Genomic DNA, 20,798 nt, shown 5'->3' with positions numbered 1-20,798 from the left:
TCACTCCGGGTCGCCACCCCGCGCGGTATAACTGAAGGTGCGCCAATGCTCGTACAGCGCTGGATCAAACCGCAAGGGGTGTTCCGGCGTGATGCATAGTGCAACGGCTCGAACGAGAGCATTCATCGCTTCATAGTCGGACCCGGAAACGGAAACAGGCAGGCCTGCGAGCGAGCCGTCCCGGTTCATCTGTATCCGGACCTTTGCGAATGATTTCTCGCCTCGCATGTTCAGGCAGGGCTGCACCTGGCGATTGATAATCGTCTGCAACTTCATTTGCTGTGCCAGTGTCAGCTTTGGACTTGCTTGCCGGCTTTCCTGAGCACTGGCACCGCTCACGACCAGCAAGGCGAGCCCCGCAGCCAGAAAAGTCTTCATCCCGATCCCCCTCAAGCGGCGGCATGATCTGCCGCAACGCCCAATAGCGCACGGGGACATTGCTCCCGCAATCCCTCTGCGCTCTACCAACACAAGGATAATCCAATGACCACCATTCCCATCACGCACTTTCCTGCCCAGTTGCAGGATGGCGCACCCTGCCACGTTGTCGGCATCGATCCCGACAGCCTCCCGCCGCGCTTCGTAATCATGCGGCACGACGCCAGCGGCCTGCTCGTTCCCGATCATGTCTACGCCGTTGCAGGCGTTTCGCTCGATGACGACGAGGCGCCCGCAGATGAGCGATGAATTCCTCAAATTCGATTTCTCAGCCTTTCAGAAGATGGCCGATAGGCTCAAAGTCGCCGAGCAACAGCTGCCCTTCGCTCTGTCGCGCGCCCTCAATGAAAGCGCCTTCGTCGCTCGCTCGACCTTGATTGACGATTGGCCGGGCCGGGTGGAGTCAAAGAACAGTCGTTTCCTCGGCTGGGCGTTGGGCGTCGAGAAGGCAACCAAGCACAACCTAACCGTCACGATTAGTGACGAACGTGCTGGCGGCCGGACGCTGCTCAAGGGCCTTGCCGACGGTGGCACACACACCGGCCAGGGACGGCTTGCAGTGCCTGTGGCAGGGCAGCGGCGTGGTGCGCGCGGTATCGTGCCCAGCCAGCGGCCGCGCAATCTGAAGCAGGCCTTTCGGCGCGGCGATGCGGTCTATGCCGTGATCGGCAAGGGCAGCAAGAAGCGGCTGAAGCTCATGTACGTGTTGAAGCCGTCGGTTGCCGTGCCGAAGCGCGTTCCGTTCCGCCAGACCTTCAACGAGGTAATGACCAGGGAAATGCAGCAGCGGGCGCCCCGGCTCATGTTGGAGGCGATGCGCACCGCTATCAGGAAGTAACGCGGCGTCGGGCTCGCTTGAGTCAGGGAACTTGCTTCCCCTGCAGTTCGAGCAGCATCCCCGGCATGGTGAAAAGATGCATGAAGATGGTCTCGATCGCTTTCGCGAAGTTATCGAGATCCTCCATGCTCAACGCGTCATCCTCGTGTGTAGCCTCGTTTCGAATGGCTCGTAGCTGCTGGCACCAGTCTGCAAGGTCGCCTGGCAGCTTCCCTTGTTTCGCTAACGCAGTGATGCGGGCTGCCAACATGCCCTTCACAGTAGGATCGTAAGCTCTCAGACCCATCTCAAGCGCTTTACCAAGTGCTAGACCTGCAACGTGCCGCGCGCCCTCATCCGCATCGGAGGCTTTGCGAGTGGAATTAAGAGCTGAAATGTAAACTGCTGCCACGCGAGGAGGCACATGTTTAGGGGCAGAAGACATAGTCAATTGCGGCCAAACAGCAATCTGCACATGCTTCTCATCAGACAAGTTTAAATTCAACCCAGCTATGTTGTTGGCTCGCTGACCATGGTCGATCGCTTGCGCTGCGACAGGTAATCGACAGCCGCCGCATTCGAAAAGTAAATTCGCAACCATCGATCCGATGCCACGACCACCAATACAATTCATTGTCATTTTCTCAGAAAGACAATGTGGGCAGGTGGTTACTATCAGCGCCATGTGAATCTATCTTTTCGAGCTAGTTTATTTCAATGCTTGGCGCATTGACATAAAAAAGCAAGTTATCTTTTTTGTTATCGGCGCCATCTTCCAAAAATCGGTAGGTTCTTCCTCCGCTGGCCATAGGAAGGTATCGCCCCACCTCGATCTATCCGTAGGTGCAACCCCTGAAAAACTGACTTCTTCATCATGTTCAGCGAATAGACAAAGAATTTCAATCGCTTGAACATGTAAGGCCACCGCAACTCTGCGCGCAGCCCCCCATTCTCGCGGCCCGCTGGTGGCCAAGTCGAGATTTGCACTATCCAACTACATCAAAATAAAGGAGCCAGCCAGCGGGCTCCGCAAGCCATTTGAAAGGATATACTATGGCTACTCTTACGGACATCGCGGCCGCCTGCGGCGTGTCGTCCAGGTGGATCAGTCAGCTGATCGCAGAAGGCGTCTTGCCGAACTACCCGCGCGGGAAATTCGACTTCGATGCGATGACGGCCGCATACTTCCTGCATCGCCGGGAGGAACTAATCTCTAAGCATCATGCTCCCGCAAAGTACCGCGCCGCTCTGGTACAGGTGCTACGCCAACGTGGCATGGACAGGGACGCTGACCTTCTGGAGCAGAATGCCGGCAAGGAAACGCGCGGGCGGTATCTGCCCAAGGCGGCCTGACCGAATGGTGCTGGGAGGGCGGAGGCAACCCCTCTGCTCCTTTTGGAGCCCCAGCTTTTTCCCTCGCCAGGTCTTATCCCCCGGCCTGACTAAGAGCACCGTTGGCTTAGCCGGCGCGATTGGCGCGTGCAACTCCACACTTGTGTGGAACACGCCCGCCGGCTGGGCTGGCACCGCGAGTCAGTTGACCGCCTGTTCCGGCTCGGTCATGCGTCGAAGCTTGACCAGATGGACGCGGCGTTTCGAGTGCTTGGGCTGATCGTGGAGCTTCGCATTCGGGCGGGTGGTGGGACGCGGGGCAGGCAGTAGACTGTGATTGTAGCTAACGATCGCTTCTGCCCAGCGTCGAAGAAGTGGTGATAAGGAATGCCGGCCCATCTTTTACGATTTGTTGTGGTGCTCATCCCCAAGCGCCAGGTTAAGAGCACCTATAGTAGCGTAGCCAATGCGCAGCTATAATCTGTGTATGACGCTCTGATTTTCTTTTGTTTGCTGCCGGTTTGCTTAAACTATCGCCATTGTGAGGCGGTGAGTTGAAAGCAAATGATACGGAAGAACACTCTATTTATCGTCGGAGCCGGCGCGAGCGTCGATTTTGGGTTGCCAATGGGATCCGAACTCAAAAGTAGAATCGCCGATGCTGTAAATCTTAGATACAATCACTTCGATCTTGTAGGCGGCTCGTCAACAATTTCAGAGTCAATACTGCATATTGATCGTACAAATCGATCCGGGGATGCAAATAGGTTGGCAGCATCGGGCAGAATTATACACACTGCCATGCCACAGTCCCTATCGATTGATAACTATCTAGAGGCCCACCAAAGTGACAACAATATTGTCTTAATGGGTAAACTAGGTATCGCTCACTCAATTTTAAAAAGCGAAAATAATTCCAGCATATTTTATAAGGCCCCGGAGCCAAATCAGGTGATACCACCCACAGCGAATACATGGCACAATACACTGTGCCAAATGATGACAGAGGGCGTAAATAAAGAAAATATAGAGCAATCAATTTCAAATATTTCAATAATAACATTCAATTATGATCGTTGCCTTGAATATTACATATCTCACTGGCTCGCCAATTACTATAATATTGATATTGAATCTTCACAAAATATAGTGAAAAGGATTCCGATAGTTCACGTCTATGGCCAGTGTGGGCGGCTCCCCTGGCAAAAGGGAAACAGCCAAGCAGCTATTTACGGGGCCAGTGTATCTGGTCCGGCGTTGTTAGAAATAGCGAAGCAGATAAGAACCTTCACAGAGCAAATAACAGATGAAAATTTCAAGAGTGAAATTAGAGGTCTAATATCTCAGGCAGATCATATTGTGTCTCTTGGCTTTTCATATGCACCGCAAAACCTCTCTGTTCTTGATGTAACATCATCGTCTAATGGAAAATTGCGTCGGCTGTTCGGGACAACGTATGGTATGTCTCCTCAAAACGTTGCCGCCATCAATCACAAGATACGAAGTGAATTCGCAATCGCCTGGGAAACCGTTTTTGAAGGCGTGAAATGCAATCAGCTTCTGCAGGACAATTGGTACATGTTGACAGGTTAACGTGATCGGATCGCAGATTTTCTTGGCACTAAATCTTGACTCCGTACGGATAGAGTCATACTATATATAGTGCGGAACGCTCCATGGAAACGACTGAGACGACTCTGACCGGATTACCCGGCGGGGAACTTTTTTGCGAGGGTTTCTGCATGCTGAAGACGGCACCGCACTTTATTGAGCCAACTGGCGAAGACCACCGTTACCAGTTGTGGTTGCTGGACCACGCCAATGATAACAGCGAGCGAACTCGCCACCTGTGACCGACCCTGGATGAAGCCATTCGTGGCCGATTGATGCCCACTCCCGAATTAAACCGGGCCGCAGCTGTCATCCTGCGCGAATTGGACGGCCTTGTGAGCGCCGCAACTCCGATGCCATGGACCCAATCCGACCCTTCGGCCGGGCAGTGGGGGTGGGAAGCCGAGCGTGACATGGGCAGGTCTCCCGAGGGGCTCGTTGAGGCATGGCACGCTGATGCACCGAATCCCGAATTGTTTATCAACCAGTGGCCAGGCGGCGCGCCTGCGAATGATGATGTTCCGGCCGTGCTGCGTGTCGCCACCGGAGACAGCTGCACTCCGACGCGACCCAGCATTGTGGTTGTTCAGGAGGCCCAAGAACAGCGCCGGCAAAAGACCAACCGAAAGACTGGCATCGTTCTGGTAAAGCGGCGCCAGAAGAAGGAAGAAATTACTCAGCTCGTGCAGGTGGGCAAAATCCGCTTCGACGACAAATGTCGTGTTATCCCTTTCGACCGGCGCGGGCAGGACTGGACGCGAAAACCGAAGGGCGCCAACAAGAAAAATGGAGCTGTGAAAACGGCTGACATCGTCAATCTCGACGACTATCGGGGCGCTGCTACTCCGTGGAAGGGCCTTTCGTTCCTGGCCGGGAAGACCGCCTCGAACGAGAACTCAACCTATGTCGCCCACGAGCATTGTCCTACTATGCTCTGGCAGCAGCGCGAGGCCGCCCAGGAGCGCATTCGCATTCTGCGGCGTCGTTTGGGTCCGGATATGGCCGAGGCCCTACTTGATGCCGCTACCGGCTGCGAGACTTGGCGCATTGGGAACGGTCGTGGCCCAGATGACTGGCGTGCTGCCGCTCGTGGTAAAAACCTAGTCGTCGAATCCCTGAAAATTCTATGTGACACAAAGTAGGGTTTGCGCCCGAATGCCTGAAGGGTTCTTCGGCTCTTCACCTTCGCAGAACTTCGCAACGGCGTCCTTCGGGGCGCCGTTTTCTTTTTACGCTCCACTTCTTCCTATCAAGTGAAAGGTATTACATGCCAACCGCACCCGAAGTGGTCGCGGCGATAGATCATGCCCTGCGCCTTCCGGGTGTTTCCTCCAGTCACTGGCGCAATCGCCTCACTGGCGAGGGCATCATCGCCCCAAGTCGCGGCGTTCCAAGAGAACAGTTCCCGCATGAAATCATATCGCTGATCCTCGCCGTTTGTATTGGGTATCGCGCCGCCGGCCGCCCCGGACTTGCCTTGGAATATGGCTCCTTGGTCGCGTCTGACGGTACGACGCTATCTGAACAGCTGGCCAGATTTCTCGATCGTCCTGAAGACCTGATTGAACTCCGCGTCATGTCGGACGAGCCGGCGGCCGCAATCCGATATCGCCAGGATAATGGCAACTTGGCCGACGCTGTTTTCGTTGGCCCAGACATTGACCGTCCAAGCGCCCTCCAGCGGTTCGCAGTGATCGACGGCAATACGTGGACGGCCCTTGTCGCTGCCCTCCGCAACCCACCTGAAGTCCCCACCCGTAAGCGCCGCCGTCGGCGCCGGAGAACCACATGACCGACACACCCACCAACACTGACATTGTCAGCGATGACGACATTCTCGCGCTCGTCGCCGTCAGCGCCGCCACCGTGGCGTACGCCCAGGCTAAACCGGCCGAGAAGCGCAAGATGCTCGATGCAGCAAAGTACATTCTTTCTCTCGGGCAGGAGGCCAAGCGGTGAAAATCCTCAACGTTATTTCCGAGGCTTTCCGGGCCAAGAAAGCGCCGGACTCGGCCAAGCTCGCCGAACTTCTTGCCCAAACCGAAGCCGAGACTGCTGCTGCACGCACGCGGCTTGCCGAGTTGGAGGCCAAGCGCTCCGAAATGGCCCTGGCCAGTGAGGCTGACCGTCTTTCCTATCGCTCGGATCTGACCTCGACTCGTGACGATGTAGCCGACGGCGAGGCTGCCATTGTGGCGCTCCGCGACAAGCACCAGGCTGCCGTTGAATCAGAGGCCGAGGGCGGCAGGAAGCGCACCCACAAGGCGGCCCAGGCCAAGGCCGACGAGCTGCCCGGCCTGATCGAAGCGTACGCCAAGGCAGCCCAGGCCGTGCGTGATGTCATTGCCAAGATCGCTGATATCGACGGTGTAGTGCGAGCAGCGAATGCCGATCTGCCGGCCGGTGCAGCCCGTATTGCCGGCTCAAGCGAACTGCGTTCCATTCCGGCTCAGCCACGCGAGATCCTGAACGAGAAGACCGTCGATTTGTGGCGTCGCCCCGGCTCGTCCGATCCGCTGCCCGATGAATATCAGAAGACGGTGAGCCAGCAGCCGGACGGAACAGGCTATTTTCCGCGTTCCGGTGGCGGCGGCAGCGCTGTTTCTCGCGGCCGCTTCACCCGGCGCGAATATCGAGAGGCCAGGACAGCTATTCACGCCATTGGCTTCGATAATCTTGTGCTGCCAGCTGCCTACGTTCCCAAGCCCACGACTGAGCGACCCGTGCTTGTCGAGCACATCCCCCACAGAGACGCGGCATGAACGAACTTTGCATTTTCGACCCGATCGGAGTCGATCCCGAAACCGGCCAGGGCATGACTGCCAAACAGTTTGACGCATCGTTGAAGGCGCTGGGGGATCCCAGCGCCTTTTTGCTGCGCATCAACTCGCCAGGTGGCGACGTTTTCGAGGCCATGGCGATCTATTCCATGCTCAAGGCCTCCCGCGCGCGCATTACGGCACGCATCGAGGGCATTGCCGCTAGCGCAGCCTCGTTGATTGCCATGGCGGCCGACACAATCGAGATCTCGCCGAATGCGTTCATGCTGATTCACCAGCCCTGGACCCAGGCAAGCGGCAGTGCCGACGACCTAGCGACTGCGGCCGGCGACCTTCAACGCATGTCCGACTCCTACGCCAAGATCTACGCCGCCCGTTCCGGCCAGTCGGCTGCCGCCGTGAAAGCGCTGATGGATGAGGACCGGCTTATGTCCGCCGACGAGGCCGTGAAGCTCGGCTATGCTGACTTCTTGGCAAGCGGTGCCGGCGACGCACCGAACATGTCGGGCCTTCCGCGGAAGCACCGTGCGGCGATCAAGGCGGCGCGGCGTGATCGAAGCCATAGCTGGGATCTGGCCGTTGCTCTCGCCACTGGTAAGCGCACGATCAATCTCCAGCGTGACCGGGCCGTCAACGCCAGTTGGGAAAAAGCTATCGACAGCATCAAGGCCGAGCGTGGCGGCGCGGCTGGCAGCGGCTGGGATGCCGCCATTGCCAAGATGAAGAGGTAGCTGATGGCCGAGGAGCTTGTTCTACCAGCGTCCGTCAGCGACAAATTCAGTAGGCCCCTTCAAGATCTGCAGCGGCGTCTGCGTGATTTCAAGGCAACGCCCGGCTTGGCCGCTATCGAGAAACACTTTGTGGGCCTTCGTAAACAGATAGAGGCCGCCACCGGCGCCATCCGTTCGGCGGGTAACGGCTTGGCAAGCGGTCTCGGGCTGCCCGGTCTTAGCATCGGCGCTTTGTCCGCTGCGAGCGCAATGGCGGCGCTGGGAGCTAGTGTCCAGAGTTTCGCGAAAAACACGGTCGACATTCGTAAGTTCACGCAAGAGACCGGCATTGCTGGTCAGAAGCTCAAGGAGCTAAAGGCCGTCGCTGCTGGTCTGGGTATCGATGAATCAGTCGTTCAGGGCGGCCTGGTCTTCGGTGCCCAGAACTATGCCGCCCTCAAACGGGGCCAGGGCAACTACGCCGATATCGCGAACCTTCGTGGTGGCGGACAATCGATCGCGAACGAGTTGAAGGGTGCCAAAGATGCCAATGACTACACCGAGCGTGGCCTCGGTATCCTGAACAGGCAGAAAACAGCCGAGCAGCGCCGCGTGCTGTCGCGGTTGATTTTCGGAACTGAGGAGTACTCCCCCTTCGGCGCCAACGGTATCGAGGACCTTAATCAGCGCCGCAAAGCGGCACGGGCGTCAATCGGCGGACAAACCTCGCAGGACGAGAAGAACGCCGAGAAATTCTTGGATGCCAGCAGCAAGATCTCGGCCTCGATCGAGAAGCTGACGAACGCTGTTGGCGGGGCGCTGGCCCCGCATATCACAGAGCTTGCGGAAGCGCTTAATAAGCTCGGCAACGAGCACATGGGCGATGTGCAGGGGTTCTTTGACAGCGTCGGCAAGGCCCTGCGCGAACACGACTGGAAAGCCGACGGAGTCGCAATCAATACGGCGATCGAGGCTTTCAAGACGTTCTTCGACGAGTTGAACAAGTTCAAGTCTGGCGCCGACAGCGTAGCCGATGCCTTTCACAAGGCCGACATGGCTGTGACGAAGTGGGTTGAGGATCACGCCAAAGCCCTGGTCACAGACGACCCTCTCGCCGGCAAGAAGCCTGGTGAGCGCGGCGACGAAGATCGTAACCCACTGTACAACTCGCCACTGCTGAAGGCATTGCCACCAGCAACGGGCGACGAAGACGGCAACGTCCACAAGATGGCATACCGCCCAGGCGCTCGCATGGCCGCGGCGGGCATTGCCAGCGCAACCAACAGCATGGCCGTGGCGACTATCGCAGCCGGTGTGACGAAGGGCATGCAGGACTTTGCGGCTTCGTTGCAGGGTGGTGGCGATGGTGCGGGTGGTGGCCTGACGAACGCTGCCTATCACCCTGGCGAGGGTGGAATTCTAATGGGCGGCGGCGGCAGAGGCGGCAGCCTCAGCTATGGGTCAGCCGGAGTTAAGGTCGCTGTTGCTCGCGGGAATCTGGCAAAGAACCAGCGCGAGGCCTATGCGGCGGCACGTGCCGAAGGACTGAGCCATGAAGCTGCGCTAGCGTGGGTCGCGAACACGTCTGGCGAATCTCTGGCGGACCCCGCCAACCGAACCGGAGACGGCGGCCGGGCGCAAGGCATCGTCCAGTGGCACGGCGACCGGGCCAAGGCGATTAAAGACAAATATGGACTGTTCCCTTATCAGATGTCCGTCGCCGACCAGACGAAGGCTGGCTTGGACGAGATGAAGCGGAAATATCCGAAGTCGTGGAAGATCCTGACAGATCCCAATTCATCGACCGAGGAAAAGCTGGCGGCGCTCGTTAACGACTATGAGAGGCCCGCGAACAAGCCCAAGTCCTATCGCGAACGGCTTGGTTTCCTGAAGGGGCTTCCGAAGGACATCGGCAGTCGTGATGTTGCAAACAGACCGTCGGCCAGCAAGACCAAGGCTAAGTCTGACGCCCAGGCTGCCGGCAAAGACGGCGCCAATGGGCGCGTTGATATCCACGTGCACAGCAAAGACCAGCCGGTTGACATGAAAACCAACGGCTCCCCGGTCTTCGGTGAGACGAAGCTAAACCGTGGCAAGTCAGTCGGACTGATGGACATCTGAGGGAGAAGGAGACCCGGGCGGACGGTTGCTGAGGCTGTCATCCGGGCCTCCGGCTTCTTAGGTGGGAAGCGTAAGGAGGCTACGGCGCGGCGCCGCCCGGAGCAATCGCCTCTTTCGTACTAGTGCTATTAAGAGCGAAGCCCCGGCAGTTCCACACTCGCCGGGGCTGATATGCAGGGGTGCACTTGATAGCAAGAACGGAGCAACCTAAGTTGACAATCGCTGAGCTAACGAAGGCAAGGATACAGGCTCAAGGGTTGACATCTGAAGTCTTTGGCATAAATATATCATGTGCCCATAAAGAGCATTTTGAGCCGGTTTCACCTACATATTGACCCGCTCATTTGGATGGTAGGCCTTGTAGGGGGTCTATTGCAGGACATTAAGTTGGCCCCCGACCCCTTGAGCTAAGGTGGCGCTGCTACTGCGAGCACGACGTGTTTAAGCACGGTTCCCACTCGGGTGCCGTGCTTTTTATTGGCCGAAAAGGCGGTGACAACCGCCCAGAACGCCTCTCCACGAGGCGTCCGCCATTCAAGTATCGCGGTACCTGATTTTCCGCGCACCGCGATTAAACGCAATTGGATATGGCCGCCTTCAAAATGAATAGGTGTGCCTTCACAAACTATCTGAGCGACATAATCGGGCACCAATTCTTCTCTATCGAAGCCGGCCGCCCTTATCTCTTTTTCGTGCTCAGCCCATATATGCTTTGCCCCAAAGCCTTTGTTTGGCCCGACATGCTTGCCGCGCGTTAGATATATTTCCCCTCCCGGGATGGCTGTACCCCTGCACTTCGTTTCGGGAACAATGCCAAAAACTAGCGTCTTGTTTATCGGGTTGGCGAGTCGAGTATTCGGCATGGTTCCTCGCGGTCTGGCGCGATCTAGCCGAGTGCCTTCCTTTCCCTTCCCCTTAGATGGAAGTTCTCGAAAAATGACATCTGACAAGCGCGCCGCCTTGAGTGGCATTAAGAGTCGGCTATGCTACAAGAGCATAAATCTCAGGTGGCATCCAGTGGCTGACTATCCGACATTTGACTTTACAAACGCCGAAGTTAACTGGGCTGGCAAAATCATCGCTCAGAAGCTTTCGCTTGAAGAAAATAGGGAAGACCTGCTTCGCGCTTACGCAATAGCAAATAATTGGCGAGAAGCACACGCTTACCCGATGCGTAGTATCCGCCATCAACTTATTGCCTATATGATGCATAGCAATATCGATGGCATTACTTCAGCCCGCCTTAAACGCATGCAAGCGATCCGAGGGAAATTGCAGAGATCTCCCGTGAAGTTGCATCAATTTCAAGATATAGGTGGCTGCAGAGTTATCGTGAATACAATGCAAGATATTGATGTTATCGTAAATAAATTAAAGGCACATTCAAGGCATCAATATCGTAAGGATAGTAACTACATTGGATCTCCTAAGGCTGATGGGTATAGATGCCATCACCTTATGTTCAACTTTGTTGGGAGAGGCGACGCAGATATCTTCACTGGGCGACGCATTGAAATTCAGGTGCGAACTAGACTCCAACATGCATGGGCTACTGCGGTTGAAGGCGTTGGAATGTTTCGGGGCGAGTATCTGAAAGGCAGTGTCGGCCACGATGGGTGGCTGGAACTTTTCAGGCTTGCATCAGAGGAATTTGCTACAATTGAAGGAGCGCCATATCAAAATTCAGGTCTATCCACCCTACAGCGCCGTAAGCGGTTGAGGGAATTAGATTCGGAACTACAAGCCCTCAACACACTCAATAATATTCGAAGCGCCGTTGAATGGACTTCCGTCGCAATCAAAGCTGGAGATAGGCCGGATTACTATTTAATTACATTCGATAATTTAGATAAAACTGTTTCTGTAAGCCCGTATTTTGGGCCAAAGGAAGCTTTAAAATCTTATGGAGAAGCCGAAGCGAATGACAATGCCGCCGGATCTGAGTTAAATAACGTTGTCCTTGTTCAGGCAGATAAAATTGAATATCTTCAGGAAGCTTACCCCAATTATTTTGGAGATACAAAATTATTTAGAAACGTGTTGGCGAAATCTATATATGGTTTTAACGAAGACGAATTCACACTCAAAATGCAACCTCTGGCCCCGGCAAGACCGAGGGAAAATCCTGACATGAGCTGGTTCCGCAAATGGAAAAGGCTTTCGTAGGAAAATTTGACAATGGCTATTTATCAGTAGCATCTCGCTGGAGATTTTCAGGAAGGCTCAAATTGCAAGGCAAAGCCCCGGCGCGTAGCGTACCGCCGGGTTTTTCTTTGAGCTCAGAAACGAAGCGGCATGCACATACGCCTTGCTGATCTACTCCTCACAAAGTAGGGTGTACATAGGCAAGTGCAGCCTGCCGCTCGCGCCCTTCGGGTCTGGTGAATGCACGATTTCGATAGATCGTCTGACCTTTGCGGACGAACCTGTCAGCAACGCGAGCACTGACCTTTAAGTTCGTCCCTACGAAGGTTCGGACCATGCGCACATTCCGCGATGCAAAGACTATGGCGAAAACCCTTCGGCAGGGTTTGAGCGAACGAAGCATCCATCTTCTTCACAGCGACTGCCTTGAGCTCGTCGCCCGCCAGTTCGGGGTTTCCGACTGGAACACGCTGGCGGCAATGATCGACCGACGGTCAAATAGTGGCGCACTTCGACTACCTGAAGGCTGGTCTATATCCGGATCGCGAGCCGATGCCTACGACATGGGTATCGATGATGTCGAACAGGCCGCTCTCATTCGATTTAAATATTCGGCGGACGCCTCGGACTTTGCGGACAAGGCGAACGCGTTCGGAACTTTGATGCAAAGCATCGTGGCTGATGCTTATCGTGGTAAGCGTGTCATGCTTACAGCTTTGCTTAAGGCTGAAGATGTGAACGGTGCCGCCACTATGTGGATGCGCATTGATGGAACGCGGAAGGACTCGCTCCGCTTCGATAATATGGAAACTCGGAGCGTCAATGGGGCGCTTCATGGCACAACCGATTGGTCGGAACGCCACATCGTTCTCGACGTGCCGGAGGACGCCGAAAGCATCCATTTCGGCTTCTATTTGCGCGGGACGGGCAGCGCATGGGCCCGCACCTTCGATCTAACAGAAGTTGGCGATGACACTGCGGTGACTGCTACGGCAAGACCGGATAGGTCAAAGCCGATCAATCTCGACTTCTCAAAGCGTTCGGGTCCAGAGGCTGCTTGATACAAAGCACGGCCAGGGGGCAATCCTTCTACTGCACCGGCCCGCACCACCATAGCCGTCGTCCCTATCGCGCAGCTAGTGCCCGATAGCTCTCCATAACCCGCCTGGCCTGCAGCATATCAGAAGGCGCATCAGGGGCGCGGCTCAGAACATCAGACAGTTTGCTGATATGGAACCTGAATCGAGCCCGGTAGTTTGGTAGGCCGTCTCGATAGACAGATGGAGGTTCCTATGGCGACGTATCGAAAGATCTCCTTGGCGGCCTTGATCAGTGCTGGCGTGATGGGGCTATTCGTAACTGGCGCCTCCGCTCGCGTCGTTTGTAACGAAGACGGCGATTGTTGGCACGTGAGGGAAACCTACGAGTACAAACCGGAATTCAAGCTCATGGTCCACCCCGATGATTGGCGCTGGAAAGAGAGTGAGCATTACCGCTGGCGCGAACATGAAGGGCGTGGCTATTGGCGTAGTGGCGTTTGGGTTGAATTCTAAGTGACAGCGGTTCGGAGGACCAGTTACGTTCCTTGTTGCTGATAGACCTTCGGTTTGGGGAATGAACATCCTGATCGCGAAGGCGTGTTGCTGTATCCGGTCCGACAGTTGGGGAACTTAAGACCCCATCGTCGATCGGTGGGCGCGGTCCGGCTCCTTGAGGTTTGCGCGGTCGGACTGCGCCTTGTCTCGGGGAACCGATAGTCCTTTTTTGTCGTCCTTCCACAATCCCTGTCCTGCCAAGGTCATCGGGTTGCAGCACATGACAGTCTGTCCGATGGTTTAGCGCGCCTGCCGGCGGTCCCCCTTCTGACGGGCGCGCTCATTGTCATGTAACTAAGTACCCGGCCGTCCGCGCCGGGTTATTTTTTATAGCTTCTTCCTAACCGTCATCCCTCCAAACCTGATTCAGGATCTTCGCCGCCAGCGCGGCCTTATCCTGGGGCAGGAAGCGCCCATAGTGCTGCGCGACCATGTCCGGTGTGTCCTGAATGGCGTAGCTGGCCTGCTCGTAGGAACCTGTCTGCTTCAGGATGTGGGTTGCCAGTACGTCGCGCACATTGTGCGGGCCGTGAGGTAGGAGCCCTTTGATTGCGCCGCGTCCCGTATACGGGTTGTAGACGCCATAGCGCTGGATCGTCAGGCGCCATGCCTCATAGAACGTGTTCTGATCATACGAGGCATCACCGCTGGTGAGCTTCACCGTCTTCACGAAAAATGTGCCGGGATCAGCTACGCCTCTAAGCAAGACGCGCCGATGGCGGCTGATATAGGCCTCGATCTGGTCGTAAAGGTCGACGACGTTCGGCAGTATCAGGCGAAAGGGCTTGTTCCCGAAATATGAGGAATTGGAATTCTTGAACGCGACTGCCGGAATCAACACTTCCCAGCCGCTGTCTCGTTCGCTCCAGCGGAGTTCACCGCGCTTCATGTCTTCCAGTTGCCGCTCTGTTCGTGGGGCCTGGCCACGAGGGCACAGCATGAGCTGCCGGAGGTTTTTCTGGCGCAAGCCGAGATGTAGCCCCAGTCGGAGTAGTAGGAACGATCGGACGGCCTCCGCCGCAGCGCGAGGATATCGCCGTTCATCGGGAATGCGTCGCAGGATCTCGTCGGTGATCTTGCGGTATTCCCCGACGGGGCTCGGCGCCTCTAGAATCGGCATGATCGGTTCGAACGGATCTCTATGGACTCGGGCGACCCTATCAATCTCCCGCACGCGAGCCGTTGCGTGTTTGTAGAACGCGTCACAAGCCCGGTGCCAATCGGTTTTCGCCCGCTCGATTTCCTCGGCACTGACCAGCCCAGCGACCGGCCGCACCCGGTGCACAAGCTGACCGTGCTGCCTGAGCCACCCCGTTTCCTCGCGGGTCAGTGCCAGAGCGATGCGCAGCATGTCGACTTCCCATGAGGTGTAGAACCCACGGCGACGCTCTCGCCATTGCAGGTACCAGTCCCAGACGCCAGGGAAGGCCAGTAGTGCCAAAGTCAGATGCGAGTGTGGGATACCGAGCCCTCGAATCTCGCCATTGGGAGAGGCGGCCAAGGCGCCCAACATAAGGCCTAGGTGTTCAAGCTTCTGGGATGCAGTCTCTTCGCCCCACACGCCGTTGCGCTGTAACCCGAACGCCGTCAGCGTCGATGTTTTGAAGCTTATCAGCTCCGCCATTTCCATTCGTAGGCGAGGGGGAGCGTCGACGACACCGGAAAAAAGCTCGGGGTCGACATCTGGCGGCCCGCTCGTCTCAGAATCGGAATCGGACTCACCGAGGCCAAATCCACCGGAACGCCCATAAATGATCCCAGGGAATCGGATCGCATATCGCTGCTTCATCGCTGCGGCTTGGAACCGTCGATAATCAGTGGCACCACTGATAATTACGCGTCTCACCCATTCAACGATCTCTTCCTGTTTATCGAAGGGCAGGAAGTTGAATTCGTCTGGTAAGTGCCAGGCCATGCGACGGCGCTCCGCAGGGGATATGTCATCAAGCGAGAAGCCAGTCGAAGCGCGGGATTGATTGGGCAGCTTTCCCTTGAAGTAGCCTTCTGGCAACTGGTAGCGTCGCTCGATCCGCGACAGGATCTCCATGCTGTCGACACTTCGGGGAATCTTGGTTCCCTTCATCCAGCTCTCAATGGTCTTGCGATCGGTCTTTTCGTCAGCGTCCACAACGGCACGATGCAGGTGCCAGTATGTTTCCCCGTGACGCTGGACGTGCAGGGTCAGTGCCTCGTGGAAGGACGCAGGATCTTCCCAGGAGTCAGTGAGCGCCTTCGGGAACTCCACAACAGGCTTAGGCGGTATGCCGGTCTTCTTGCGCTCCACCGGCCTGCGCAAGGGGAGGGCAGACGTGCCTGCTGTCAATCGGTATGCGCCTGTAGAAACCGGTCGCGCCCCCTTTTGGCGACCCGCCTTAGCCTTTGCCGCAGCCGGATTAAGGTTCTCGCCTCGATCCAATAGCGGCAACGTGCGCTGAATTGCTTCAAGCGCTGGGCGTACAGCAATGCGGCCCTCTGCCAGGTGTTCCCGCTTCACGCCGCAAGCGCGTGAAATCCCCGGCCAGTCGAGATGACCGTTTTTGAGGGGTAGCGATTTTCTCCCGCCGATTAAATCCAGCAGGTAGGATTTGATTTTGTCGTAATCGTTAGCCTCGAACCGAGGGAATATTTTTATTCGGCAGTAGTTTGAAATTTTTTGTGAGAATTCGAAGGGTGTGTATATCTCAGACATGGAGTCCCATTTCGTAACTTTGCTCTTATTTGAGCGGTCATGGTGGGCTCCTTCGTGGTGGTGGTATCGGAAGTGTAGTCGTAGACGCGACTGATTAGGCCGAGACCGCTCGATATCCGATTTGCGAGCGGATTTCCTTTAGGAAATGTCGAAATTCACAGGATTTGGGCAGTAGGTGCCTAAGCCGGCCGCTCTTTTCTGAGCCTCACCCCAGGCCCTTCGCCATTTTCGTCAACGAAGATAACGCCTGCCGATTCAAGGGCGCTGCGGATGGCGGCGATGGTGCGGGGCTGAGCAGCGAGCGGGCCTGGCTGTGTTTCAAGTCTCTTGATTGAGGGGAGTGACACGCCGGAGGCGTTCGCAAGATCTGCCTGCTCCCATCTGATAAGCGCCCTCGCGGCGCGAACTTGCTCGCTGATTAACAATTTAATACCTCAGGTATTGACGATTCCTCAGGAATCGAATAATACCTAGAGTATCGAAATTGACGACGGGAGACAAGCAATGCCCCAGAATAAGGTTAACGAACCCGCGCCTCCCACCTGGGACGAACTCGCCAAGATGTTCTCATACATCGCGCTCATGTGGGACAGTCACCCCGATCCGGCCAAGCTGTTCGCCCACCTCGCATCGGCCTGTCAGGATATTGCAGCCGGCAAGTGACCGCAACGGCCACGTAGCTCAACGGAGAGAGCAACAGCCTTCTAAGCTGTCGATCCCGGTTCGATTCCGGGCGTGGCTGCCACCATCTCCATGCCGCCCACTGCTGGCAAGGTCGGCAAATTTTCCGACCTGTTTGCTGCTCGGCCAGGCAGGGGTGCTCACACACATGTCAGCAACATTGCAGCCACGTAATTTGATCTCTCACCGATCGAGTCCTATCACCGCGTGGAGCTGCCCCACGAGAGGCCAGCCCCGACGGTAAGCAGGATGTCAGACAGTTTTCGAACCATGCCGTAACGACGGCACGGCGCGGATTTTTGCGTCTAATTTTCGGGGCAATAGAATATGCAGATCAGCATATACAACGACATGGCTCCCGCCGTTGCCGAGGCCGCTCGACAGGCCGCCGACCGCATCCGGGACCGCATCAATACAGCCTTCATTGAAACCGGCCGTGATCTCCGCGAGCAGAAGGCCGCGCTTGGTCATGGCCACTTCCTGAAGTGGATCGATGCCGAATTCGGGATGTCCGAGCGAACAGCCCAACGTCTCATGAGCATCGCGGACATGATCGATTCAAATCCGACCAATCGGACGGATTTGGAACAGCTGTCACAATATGCCCTTCGGGCACTGGCGGCTCCTTCTACCTCACCGGATGTTCGCGCTGCAGTTATTGAGCGAGTGTCCAAGGGCGAGCGCCCGACTGCAAAAGAAATCGAGTCGATGAAGGCGCCATCCAAGGCGCCCAAGCAGACGGGGTACAAATTCACGCAAGATGACGCCGCGAGCGCGGTTAAGCAGTTAGTGGCCCTTCGGGAAGAGAACGCTGCACTGCGGGCCGGAGGTCGCAAGGACTTCACGGCTGACCTGCGCTCTAAGCTGAAGGCGCAGGAGTCACGCGCAAACATTGCTGCAAAGCGCGCCAATGACGAGAACGGCAAGCGCATGTTCGCGGAGGCGGCCGTAGAGCGCCTAAAGAAGGAAGTTGCCGATCTAAAGGCGCAAGTCGCGCCTTTGTCAGACAATCACCTTGAATGTGCGCTCGCCGCATACGACGCCCTGACACCGGAACAGAAGGTCGAGTTCCACAAAAAGCGCCCGGCCCCTGCCGTTGCTTCTCCTGCCAAGGTGGCCGGTGCCGCTGATCTACGTGCTACCCTTAAGCAGACCGTGGAGAACGCCAAGCCAGCACCGGCCACTACCGTCTTGCATAACCCGGCCCCTGCCCCATCATCGGAATGGGAGCCGCCTCTGTTCATCCAGCGCGACCACAAGCCAGTGCATCAGGAGCCCGCCTGATGCACGCAGCGAATGATAACCCCGGCGGTCTTTTGGACCTGCCGCAGGCCGCAGAGGCGCTTGGCATCTGCGTTAGAACTCTTCACCGGCATATCAAAGCCGGTGAACTCGCCTGCATCATAGTGGGGACTGGCCGGGTGCGCCTGAGGCGTATGATAGATCCTGCCGACCTCGAAACATTCAAGGACAGCCGCCGAAGGTACGAAGTGCCATGTCAGTCTATCAGCCCCGCAAGAGCCCCTACTATCACTACGATTTCCAAATCCGTGGAGTTCGGTTCACCGGGTCTACAGGCTGCACTGCAAAGCGTGATGCTGAGCGGTTCGAACGGGACGAGAAGGACAAACGGCGAGCAGAAGCCAAGGCGGCATTAGCCGTCCAAAACGCGCCCATGACCTTCGCCGTAGCTGGTGCTCGCTATTACATCGAGCATGGCCAGTACCTGAAGGGCGATGGCGCTAAGAACTGCAAATGGGCGATCGAATGGCTGGATCGGGAGATCGGCTCCCATACGCTCATCGCCCGAATCGACAACAACACGGTGGCGAAGCTAGTTGCAATCCGGCGAGGGCAGGGCGTCGCGCCGGCCACCGTCAACCGTAGCATGACGGAACAGCTTCAGAAGATACTGAACCGCGCCCGCGACATGTGGGGACAGACGGTGGCGCGCATTGATTGGAAGCGCCACAAGCTCAAGGAACCCAAGGAACGGGTACGGGTCCTGTCAGGGTCAGAAGAGGTTCGCCTCTTTGAGGCAGTGAGAGAGGACTATCATCCGGTTATTCTCTTCGCGCTGCTATCTGGCTGTCGCATGTGCGAGATCGTGCCTGGCAAGGAATTTCCTGGCCTAAAGTGGAAAGACATTGATTGGGGCACAAAGAAAATCACCGTGCTCGGCAAGGGTAGGGTGGTCGCCACCATTCCGATATCGACGGCCCTTCGCGAACTGCTCTTCCCAATGCAGGGGCATCATGAGGAATTCGTGTTCACCTATGTGGCCCAGCGGCGCGTCATGGGCCACACGAAGGGTGAGCGATACCCGATGACTCGTGAGGGCCTGAAATCCGAATGGCGGAGAGCCAAGCTTGATGCTGCAATCTTGGACTACCGGTTTCACGATAATCGCCACACCGCCGCAACCAACCTCCTGCGCGCAAGCAACTTGAAGGTGGTGCAGCGCCTGCTTCGTCACTCCGACATCAGCACCACGGCGAAGTACGCCCACGCACTCGACGACGACGTGCGCGCCGCGATGGATGGCGCCGCGGAATCCCGGACAAAATCCCGAACCAAGCGAAAGGGAGGTGCTAAGTAATTGATTTCTGGGCGTGATTTTCTGTTGGGCTCTTTGCCCCCCAGACTAGTGCGCTAACCGGGCTGCGCTACGCTCCGACGCTCATTGAGCGTGGGCTGAATAGGGTTTTTCGCTCTGATGCGCAAGCCCCGATTTCAGTTTCTCGTCATATGAGAGACACGAAATGCACGGGGCGGGCAGGCGAGGTGCGCCGAACCAGAAATATGAGGAAGAATTCCCGCCTGTCTATGAATGCCCCGGTTGCCGCCATACACTGGAAGAGGGGATCGCCGCCGCGTGGAACGAACGTTTCCTGCTCGGCGTTATACCGCGCTGGATTGGCTCGAGGAGCGTGTGATGAGACAATGGATTATTGCTGCCTGTGCTGCGGCCATGGGCCTTGCTTCAGCAGGCCTTGCTGCGGCGCCTGCTTCAGCCATGCCATTGGCGCCTGCAGCCGGCGCAGAAAATCCACTGCTGCAAACGGTGGCGGATGGCTGCCCGCGCAATTACTACCGCAGCTATGGACGCTGTGTCCCCAACAGCCGGGGCTATCGGGGACCGCGTTACGACGACGGGTATGCCGAGGCACCGAGATATTATGTGCGTCGCTATTATTACGACAGTCCGGGCTACTTCGACGGGCCTGGCTATTACGACGGCCCGCGCTATTGGGCCCTTCCGCGCCGCTGCCCGCCCGGCAGGTATCCGGGACTGTACGGCCGCTGCGTGTCGGACTGGTGATCCCGGTTCAACTGGCCAAACCGCGAAAATATGCAGGTGCTGGCCTTTGAGGCGAACGTCCCCGGCGACAGCAAAAAACCGGCAAGGATCGACCTTGCCGGCTTGGCGAGGCGGTGAAACCTCATGCCGATCAGTAGACGGGGTGGCAATAGCCGCCGCGCGGGCCCAGACGCGTGCCGGGAGGGCAGGGCCGGCCGTAGCCGCTGCGATTGGCCGGCACCGGCCCGCGGCGATAACCGGGAGTGGCCGGGAAGAAGCGGCCGGGACGGTAGCCGGGAGCAGGGCGGTTGGGCACGCAGCGGCCCCAGCGATTGGGGACATAGCCCCGCCCGCAACCATAGACTACGGTCTCGGCAATGCCGGCATCTGCGCCGATGGCCGGAACGGCGGGCATGGCCGAGGCGCCGGTGGAAAGGCCGGCAAAACCGATCGTGGCCAGGGCGGCCGCGAGAATCAATTTCTTCATGAAAAACTCCTGTCGTTCAGGCGCCCGGCGGGCGCGAATCTGCAATCCACCATGGCGCGATGGTCGCAAATCTTTCCTTAACGGAAGCTGT

The 20,798-nt window shown here is 57.0% G+C and carries 23 protein-coding genes and 1 tRNA gene; 19 read left to right on the top strand and 5 right to left on the bottom strand.

Annotated elements, in window-relative coordinates; genetic code table 11:
- Complete coding sequence (locus J8I29_RS06760) at nt 1-378, bottom strand: cell envelope integrity protein TolA (protein WP_209431062.1); 378 nt, start codon at nt 376-378, stop codon at nt 1-3.
- Nucleotides 379-483: 105 nt separating this feature from the next.
- On the opposite strand from J8I29_RS06760, the gene J8I29_RS06755 reads away from it, so the two are divergent.
- Together J8I29_RS06755 and J8I29_RS06750 are read left to right on the top strand one after the other, a co-directional pair.
- Nucleotides 484-687: a hypothetical protein gene (locus J8I29_RS06755; RefSeq protein WP_209431061.1), complete on the top strand. Its 204-nt coding sequence runs from the start codon at nt 484-486 to the stop codon at nt 685-687.
- A complete protein-coding gene (locus J8I29_RS06750) occupies nt 677-1,276 on the top strand; it encodes a hypothetical protein (RefSeq protein ID WP_209431060.1) in 600 nt (199 codons plus the stop codon). The genes J8I29_RS06755 and J8I29_RS06750 overlap by 11 nt, the downstream gene beginning before the upstream one ends.
- Before the next feature lie 22 nt (nt 1,277-1,298).
- On the opposite strand, the gene J8I29_RS06745 is transcribed toward J8I29_RS06750, so the two are convergent.
- Complete coding sequence (locus J8I29_RS06745; RefSeq protein ID WP_209431059.1) at nt 1,299-1,940, bottom strand: DUF4145 domain-containing protein; 642 nt, start codon at nt 1,938-1,940, stop codon at nt 1,299-1,301.
- Between the two features lie 368 nt (nt 1,941-2,308).
- Between J8I29_RS06745 and J8I29_RS06740 the strand changes: the two genes are divergently transcribed.
- The 9 genes from J8I29_RS06740 to J8I29_RS06700 all read left to right on the top strand — a co-directional run bounded on the left by J8I29_RS06740 (nt 2,309) and on the right by J8I29_RS06700 (nt 9,809).
- Complete coding sequence (locus J8I29_RS06740; RefSeq protein ID WP_209431058.1) at nt 2,309-2,608, top strand: hypothetical protein; 300 nt, start codon at nt 2,309-2,311, stop codon at nt 2,606-2,608.
- Between the two features lie 543 nt (nt 2,609-3,151).
- On the top strand, nt 3,152-4,180 hold the full coding sequence (locus J8I29_RS06735) for a hypothetical protein (protein ID WP_209431057.1): 1,029 nt from the start codon (nt 3,152-3,154) through the stop codon (nt 4,178-4,180).
- Nucleotides 4,181-4,263: 83 nt separating this feature from the next.
- Nucleotides 4,264-4,440: a hypothetical protein gene (locus J8I29_RS06730; RefSeq protein WP_209431056.1), complete on the top strand. Its 177-nt coding sequence runs from the start codon at nt 4,264-4,266 to the stop codon at nt 4,438-4,440.
- A gap of 33 nt (nt 4,441-4,473) precedes the next feature.
- Entirely contained in the window at nt 4,474-5,340 is an 867-nt protein-coding gene (locus J8I29_RS06725; RefSeq protein ID WP_209431055.1) for a hypothetical protein, read from the top strand.
- Nucleotides 5,341-5,465: 125 nt separating this feature from the next.
- Nucleotides 5,466-5,990: a hypothetical protein gene (locus tag J8I29_RS06720; protein ID WP_209431054.1), complete on the top strand. Its 525-nt coding sequence runs from the start codon at nt 5,466-5,468 to the stop codon at nt 5,988-5,990.
- Complete coding sequence (locus J8I29_RS06715; protein ID WP_209431053.1) at nt 5,987-6,157, top strand: hypothetical protein; 171 nt, start codon at nt 5,987-5,989, stop codon at nt 6,155-6,157. Before J8I29_RS06720 ends, J8I29_RS06715 begins: the two co-directional genes overlap by 4 nt.
- The gene (locus tag J8I29_RS06710) at nt 6,154-6,960 is read left to right on the top strand and encodes a hypothetical protein (RefSeq protein WP_209431052.1); all 807 of its coding nucleotides are present in this window, start codon (nt 6,154-6,156) and stop codon (nt 6,958-6,960) included. Before J8I29_RS06715 ends, J8I29_RS06710 begins: the two co-directional genes overlap by 4 nt.
- Nucleotides 6,957-7,709, top strand: a complete 753-nt coding sequence (locus J8I29_RS06705; protein WP_209431051.1) for a head maturation protease, ClpP-related — start codon at nt 6,957-6,959, stop codon at nt 7,707-7,709. The genes J8I29_RS06710 and J8I29_RS06705 overlap by 4 nt, the downstream gene beginning before the upstream one ends.
- A 3-nt stretch (nt 7,710-7,712) precedes the next feature.
- Nucleotides 7,713-9,809 carry a phage tail tip lysozyme gene (locus J8I29_RS06700; RefSeq protein ID WP_209431050.1) on the top strand — a complete coding sequence of 699 codons (2,097 nt, stop codon included), beginning with the start codon at nt 7,713-7,715 and terminating at the stop codon, nt 9,807-9,809.
- Between the two features lie 407 nt (nt 9,810-10,216).
- On the opposite strand, the gene J8I29_RS06695 is transcribed toward J8I29_RS06700, so the two are convergent.
- Nucleotides 10,217-10,672 (bottom strand): hypothetical protein, encoded by a 456-nt coding sequence (locus J8I29_RS06695; RefSeq protein WP_209431049.1) that lies wholly within the window; start codon nt 10,670-10,672, stop codon nt 10,217-10,219.
- Nucleotides 10,673-10,826: 154 nt separating this feature from the next.
- On the opposite strand from J8I29_RS06695, the gene J8I29_RS06690 reads away from it, so the two are divergent.
- The 3 genes from J8I29_RS06690 (at nt 10,827) to J8I29_RS06680 (ending at nt 13,507) form a co-directional block, all read left to right on the top strand.
- A complete protein-coding gene (locus tag J8I29_RS06690; protein ID WP_209431048.1) occupies nt 10,827-11,975 on the top strand; it encodes a RelA/SpoT domain-containing protein in 1,149 nt (382 codons plus the stop codon).
- Nucleotides 11,976-12,289: 314 nt separating this feature from the next.
- Nucleotides 12,290-13,015 (top strand): glyoxalase superfamily protein, encoded by a 726-nt coding sequence (locus J8I29_RS30255; protein WP_209431047.1) that lies wholly within the window; start codon nt 12,290-12,292, stop codon nt 13,013-13,015.
- A 231-nt stretch (nt 13,016-13,246) separates the two neighbouring features.
- Nucleotides 13,247-13,507, top strand: coding sequence for a hypothetical protein (locus J8I29_RS06680; protein ID WP_209431046.1), 261 nt, complete (start codon nt 13,247-13,249; stop codon nt 13,505-13,507).
- A 382-nt stretch (nt 13,508-13,889) separates the two neighbouring features.
- Here the strand turns inward: J8I29_RS06680 and J8I29_RS06675 are convergent, their stop codons facing one another.
- Nucleotides 13,890-16,238, bottom strand: coding sequence for a hypothetical protein (locus tag J8I29_RS06675; RefSeq protein WP_209431045.1), 2,349 nt, complete (start codon nt 16,236-16,238; stop codon nt 13,890-13,892).
- 504 nt (nt 16,239-16,742) lie between these two features.
- Between J8I29_RS06675 and J8I29_RS06670 the strand changes: the two genes are divergently transcribed.
- The 5 genes from J8I29_RS06670 (at nt 16,743) to J8I29_RS06650 (ending at nt 20,241) form a co-directional block, all read left to right on the top strand.
- On the top strand, nt 16,743-16,901 hold the full coding sequence (locus J8I29_RS06670) for a hypothetical protein (RefSeq protein WP_209431044.1): 159 nt from the start codon (nt 16,743-16,745) through the stop codon (nt 16,899-16,901).
- Between the two features lie 7 nt (nt 16,902-16,908).
- Nucleotides 16,909-16,983: transfer RNA gene (locus J8I29_RS06665), tRNA-Arg, on the top strand.
- Nucleotides 16,984-17,246: 263 nt separating this feature from the next.
- Complete coding sequence (locus J8I29_RS06660) at nt 17,247-18,203, top strand: DUF3102 domain-containing protein (protein ID WP_209431043.1); 957 nt, start codon at nt 17,247-17,249, stop codon at nt 18,201-18,203.
- A 211-nt stretch (nt 18,204-18,414) separates the two neighbouring features.
- Nucleotides 18,415-19,518, top strand: a complete 1,104-nt coding sequence (locus J8I29_RS06655) for a site-specific integrase (protein ID WP_209431042.1) — start codon at nt 18,415-18,417, stop codon at nt 19,516-19,518.
- Nucleotides 19,519-19,854: 336 nt separating this feature from the next.
- Nucleotides 19,855-20,241: a hypothetical protein gene (locus tag J8I29_RS06650; protein ID WP_209431041.1), complete on the top strand. Its 387-nt coding sequence runs from the start codon at nt 19,855-19,857 to the stop codon at nt 20,239-20,241.
- A gap of 130 nt (nt 20,242-20,371) precedes the next feature.
- Here the strand turns inward: J8I29_RS06650 and J8I29_RS06645 are convergent, their stop codons facing one another.
- On the bottom strand, nt 20,372-20,707 hold the full coding sequence (locus J8I29_RS06645; RefSeq protein WP_209431040.1) for a hypothetical protein: 336 nt from the start codon (nt 20,705-20,707) through the stop codon (nt 20,372-20,374).
- Nucleotides 20,708-20,798: the final 91 nt, after the last annotated feature.

Origin of the sequence: Labrys sp. LIt4, from assembly GCF_017813775.1 — a bacterium.
Lineage (GTDB): Bacteria > Pseudomonadota > Alphaproteobacteria > Rhizobiales > Labraceae > Labrys > Labrys okinawensis_A.
The sequence above is the reverse complement of the archived record's forward strand: the minus strand, read 5'-3'. Positions and strand labels throughout refer to the sequence as shown.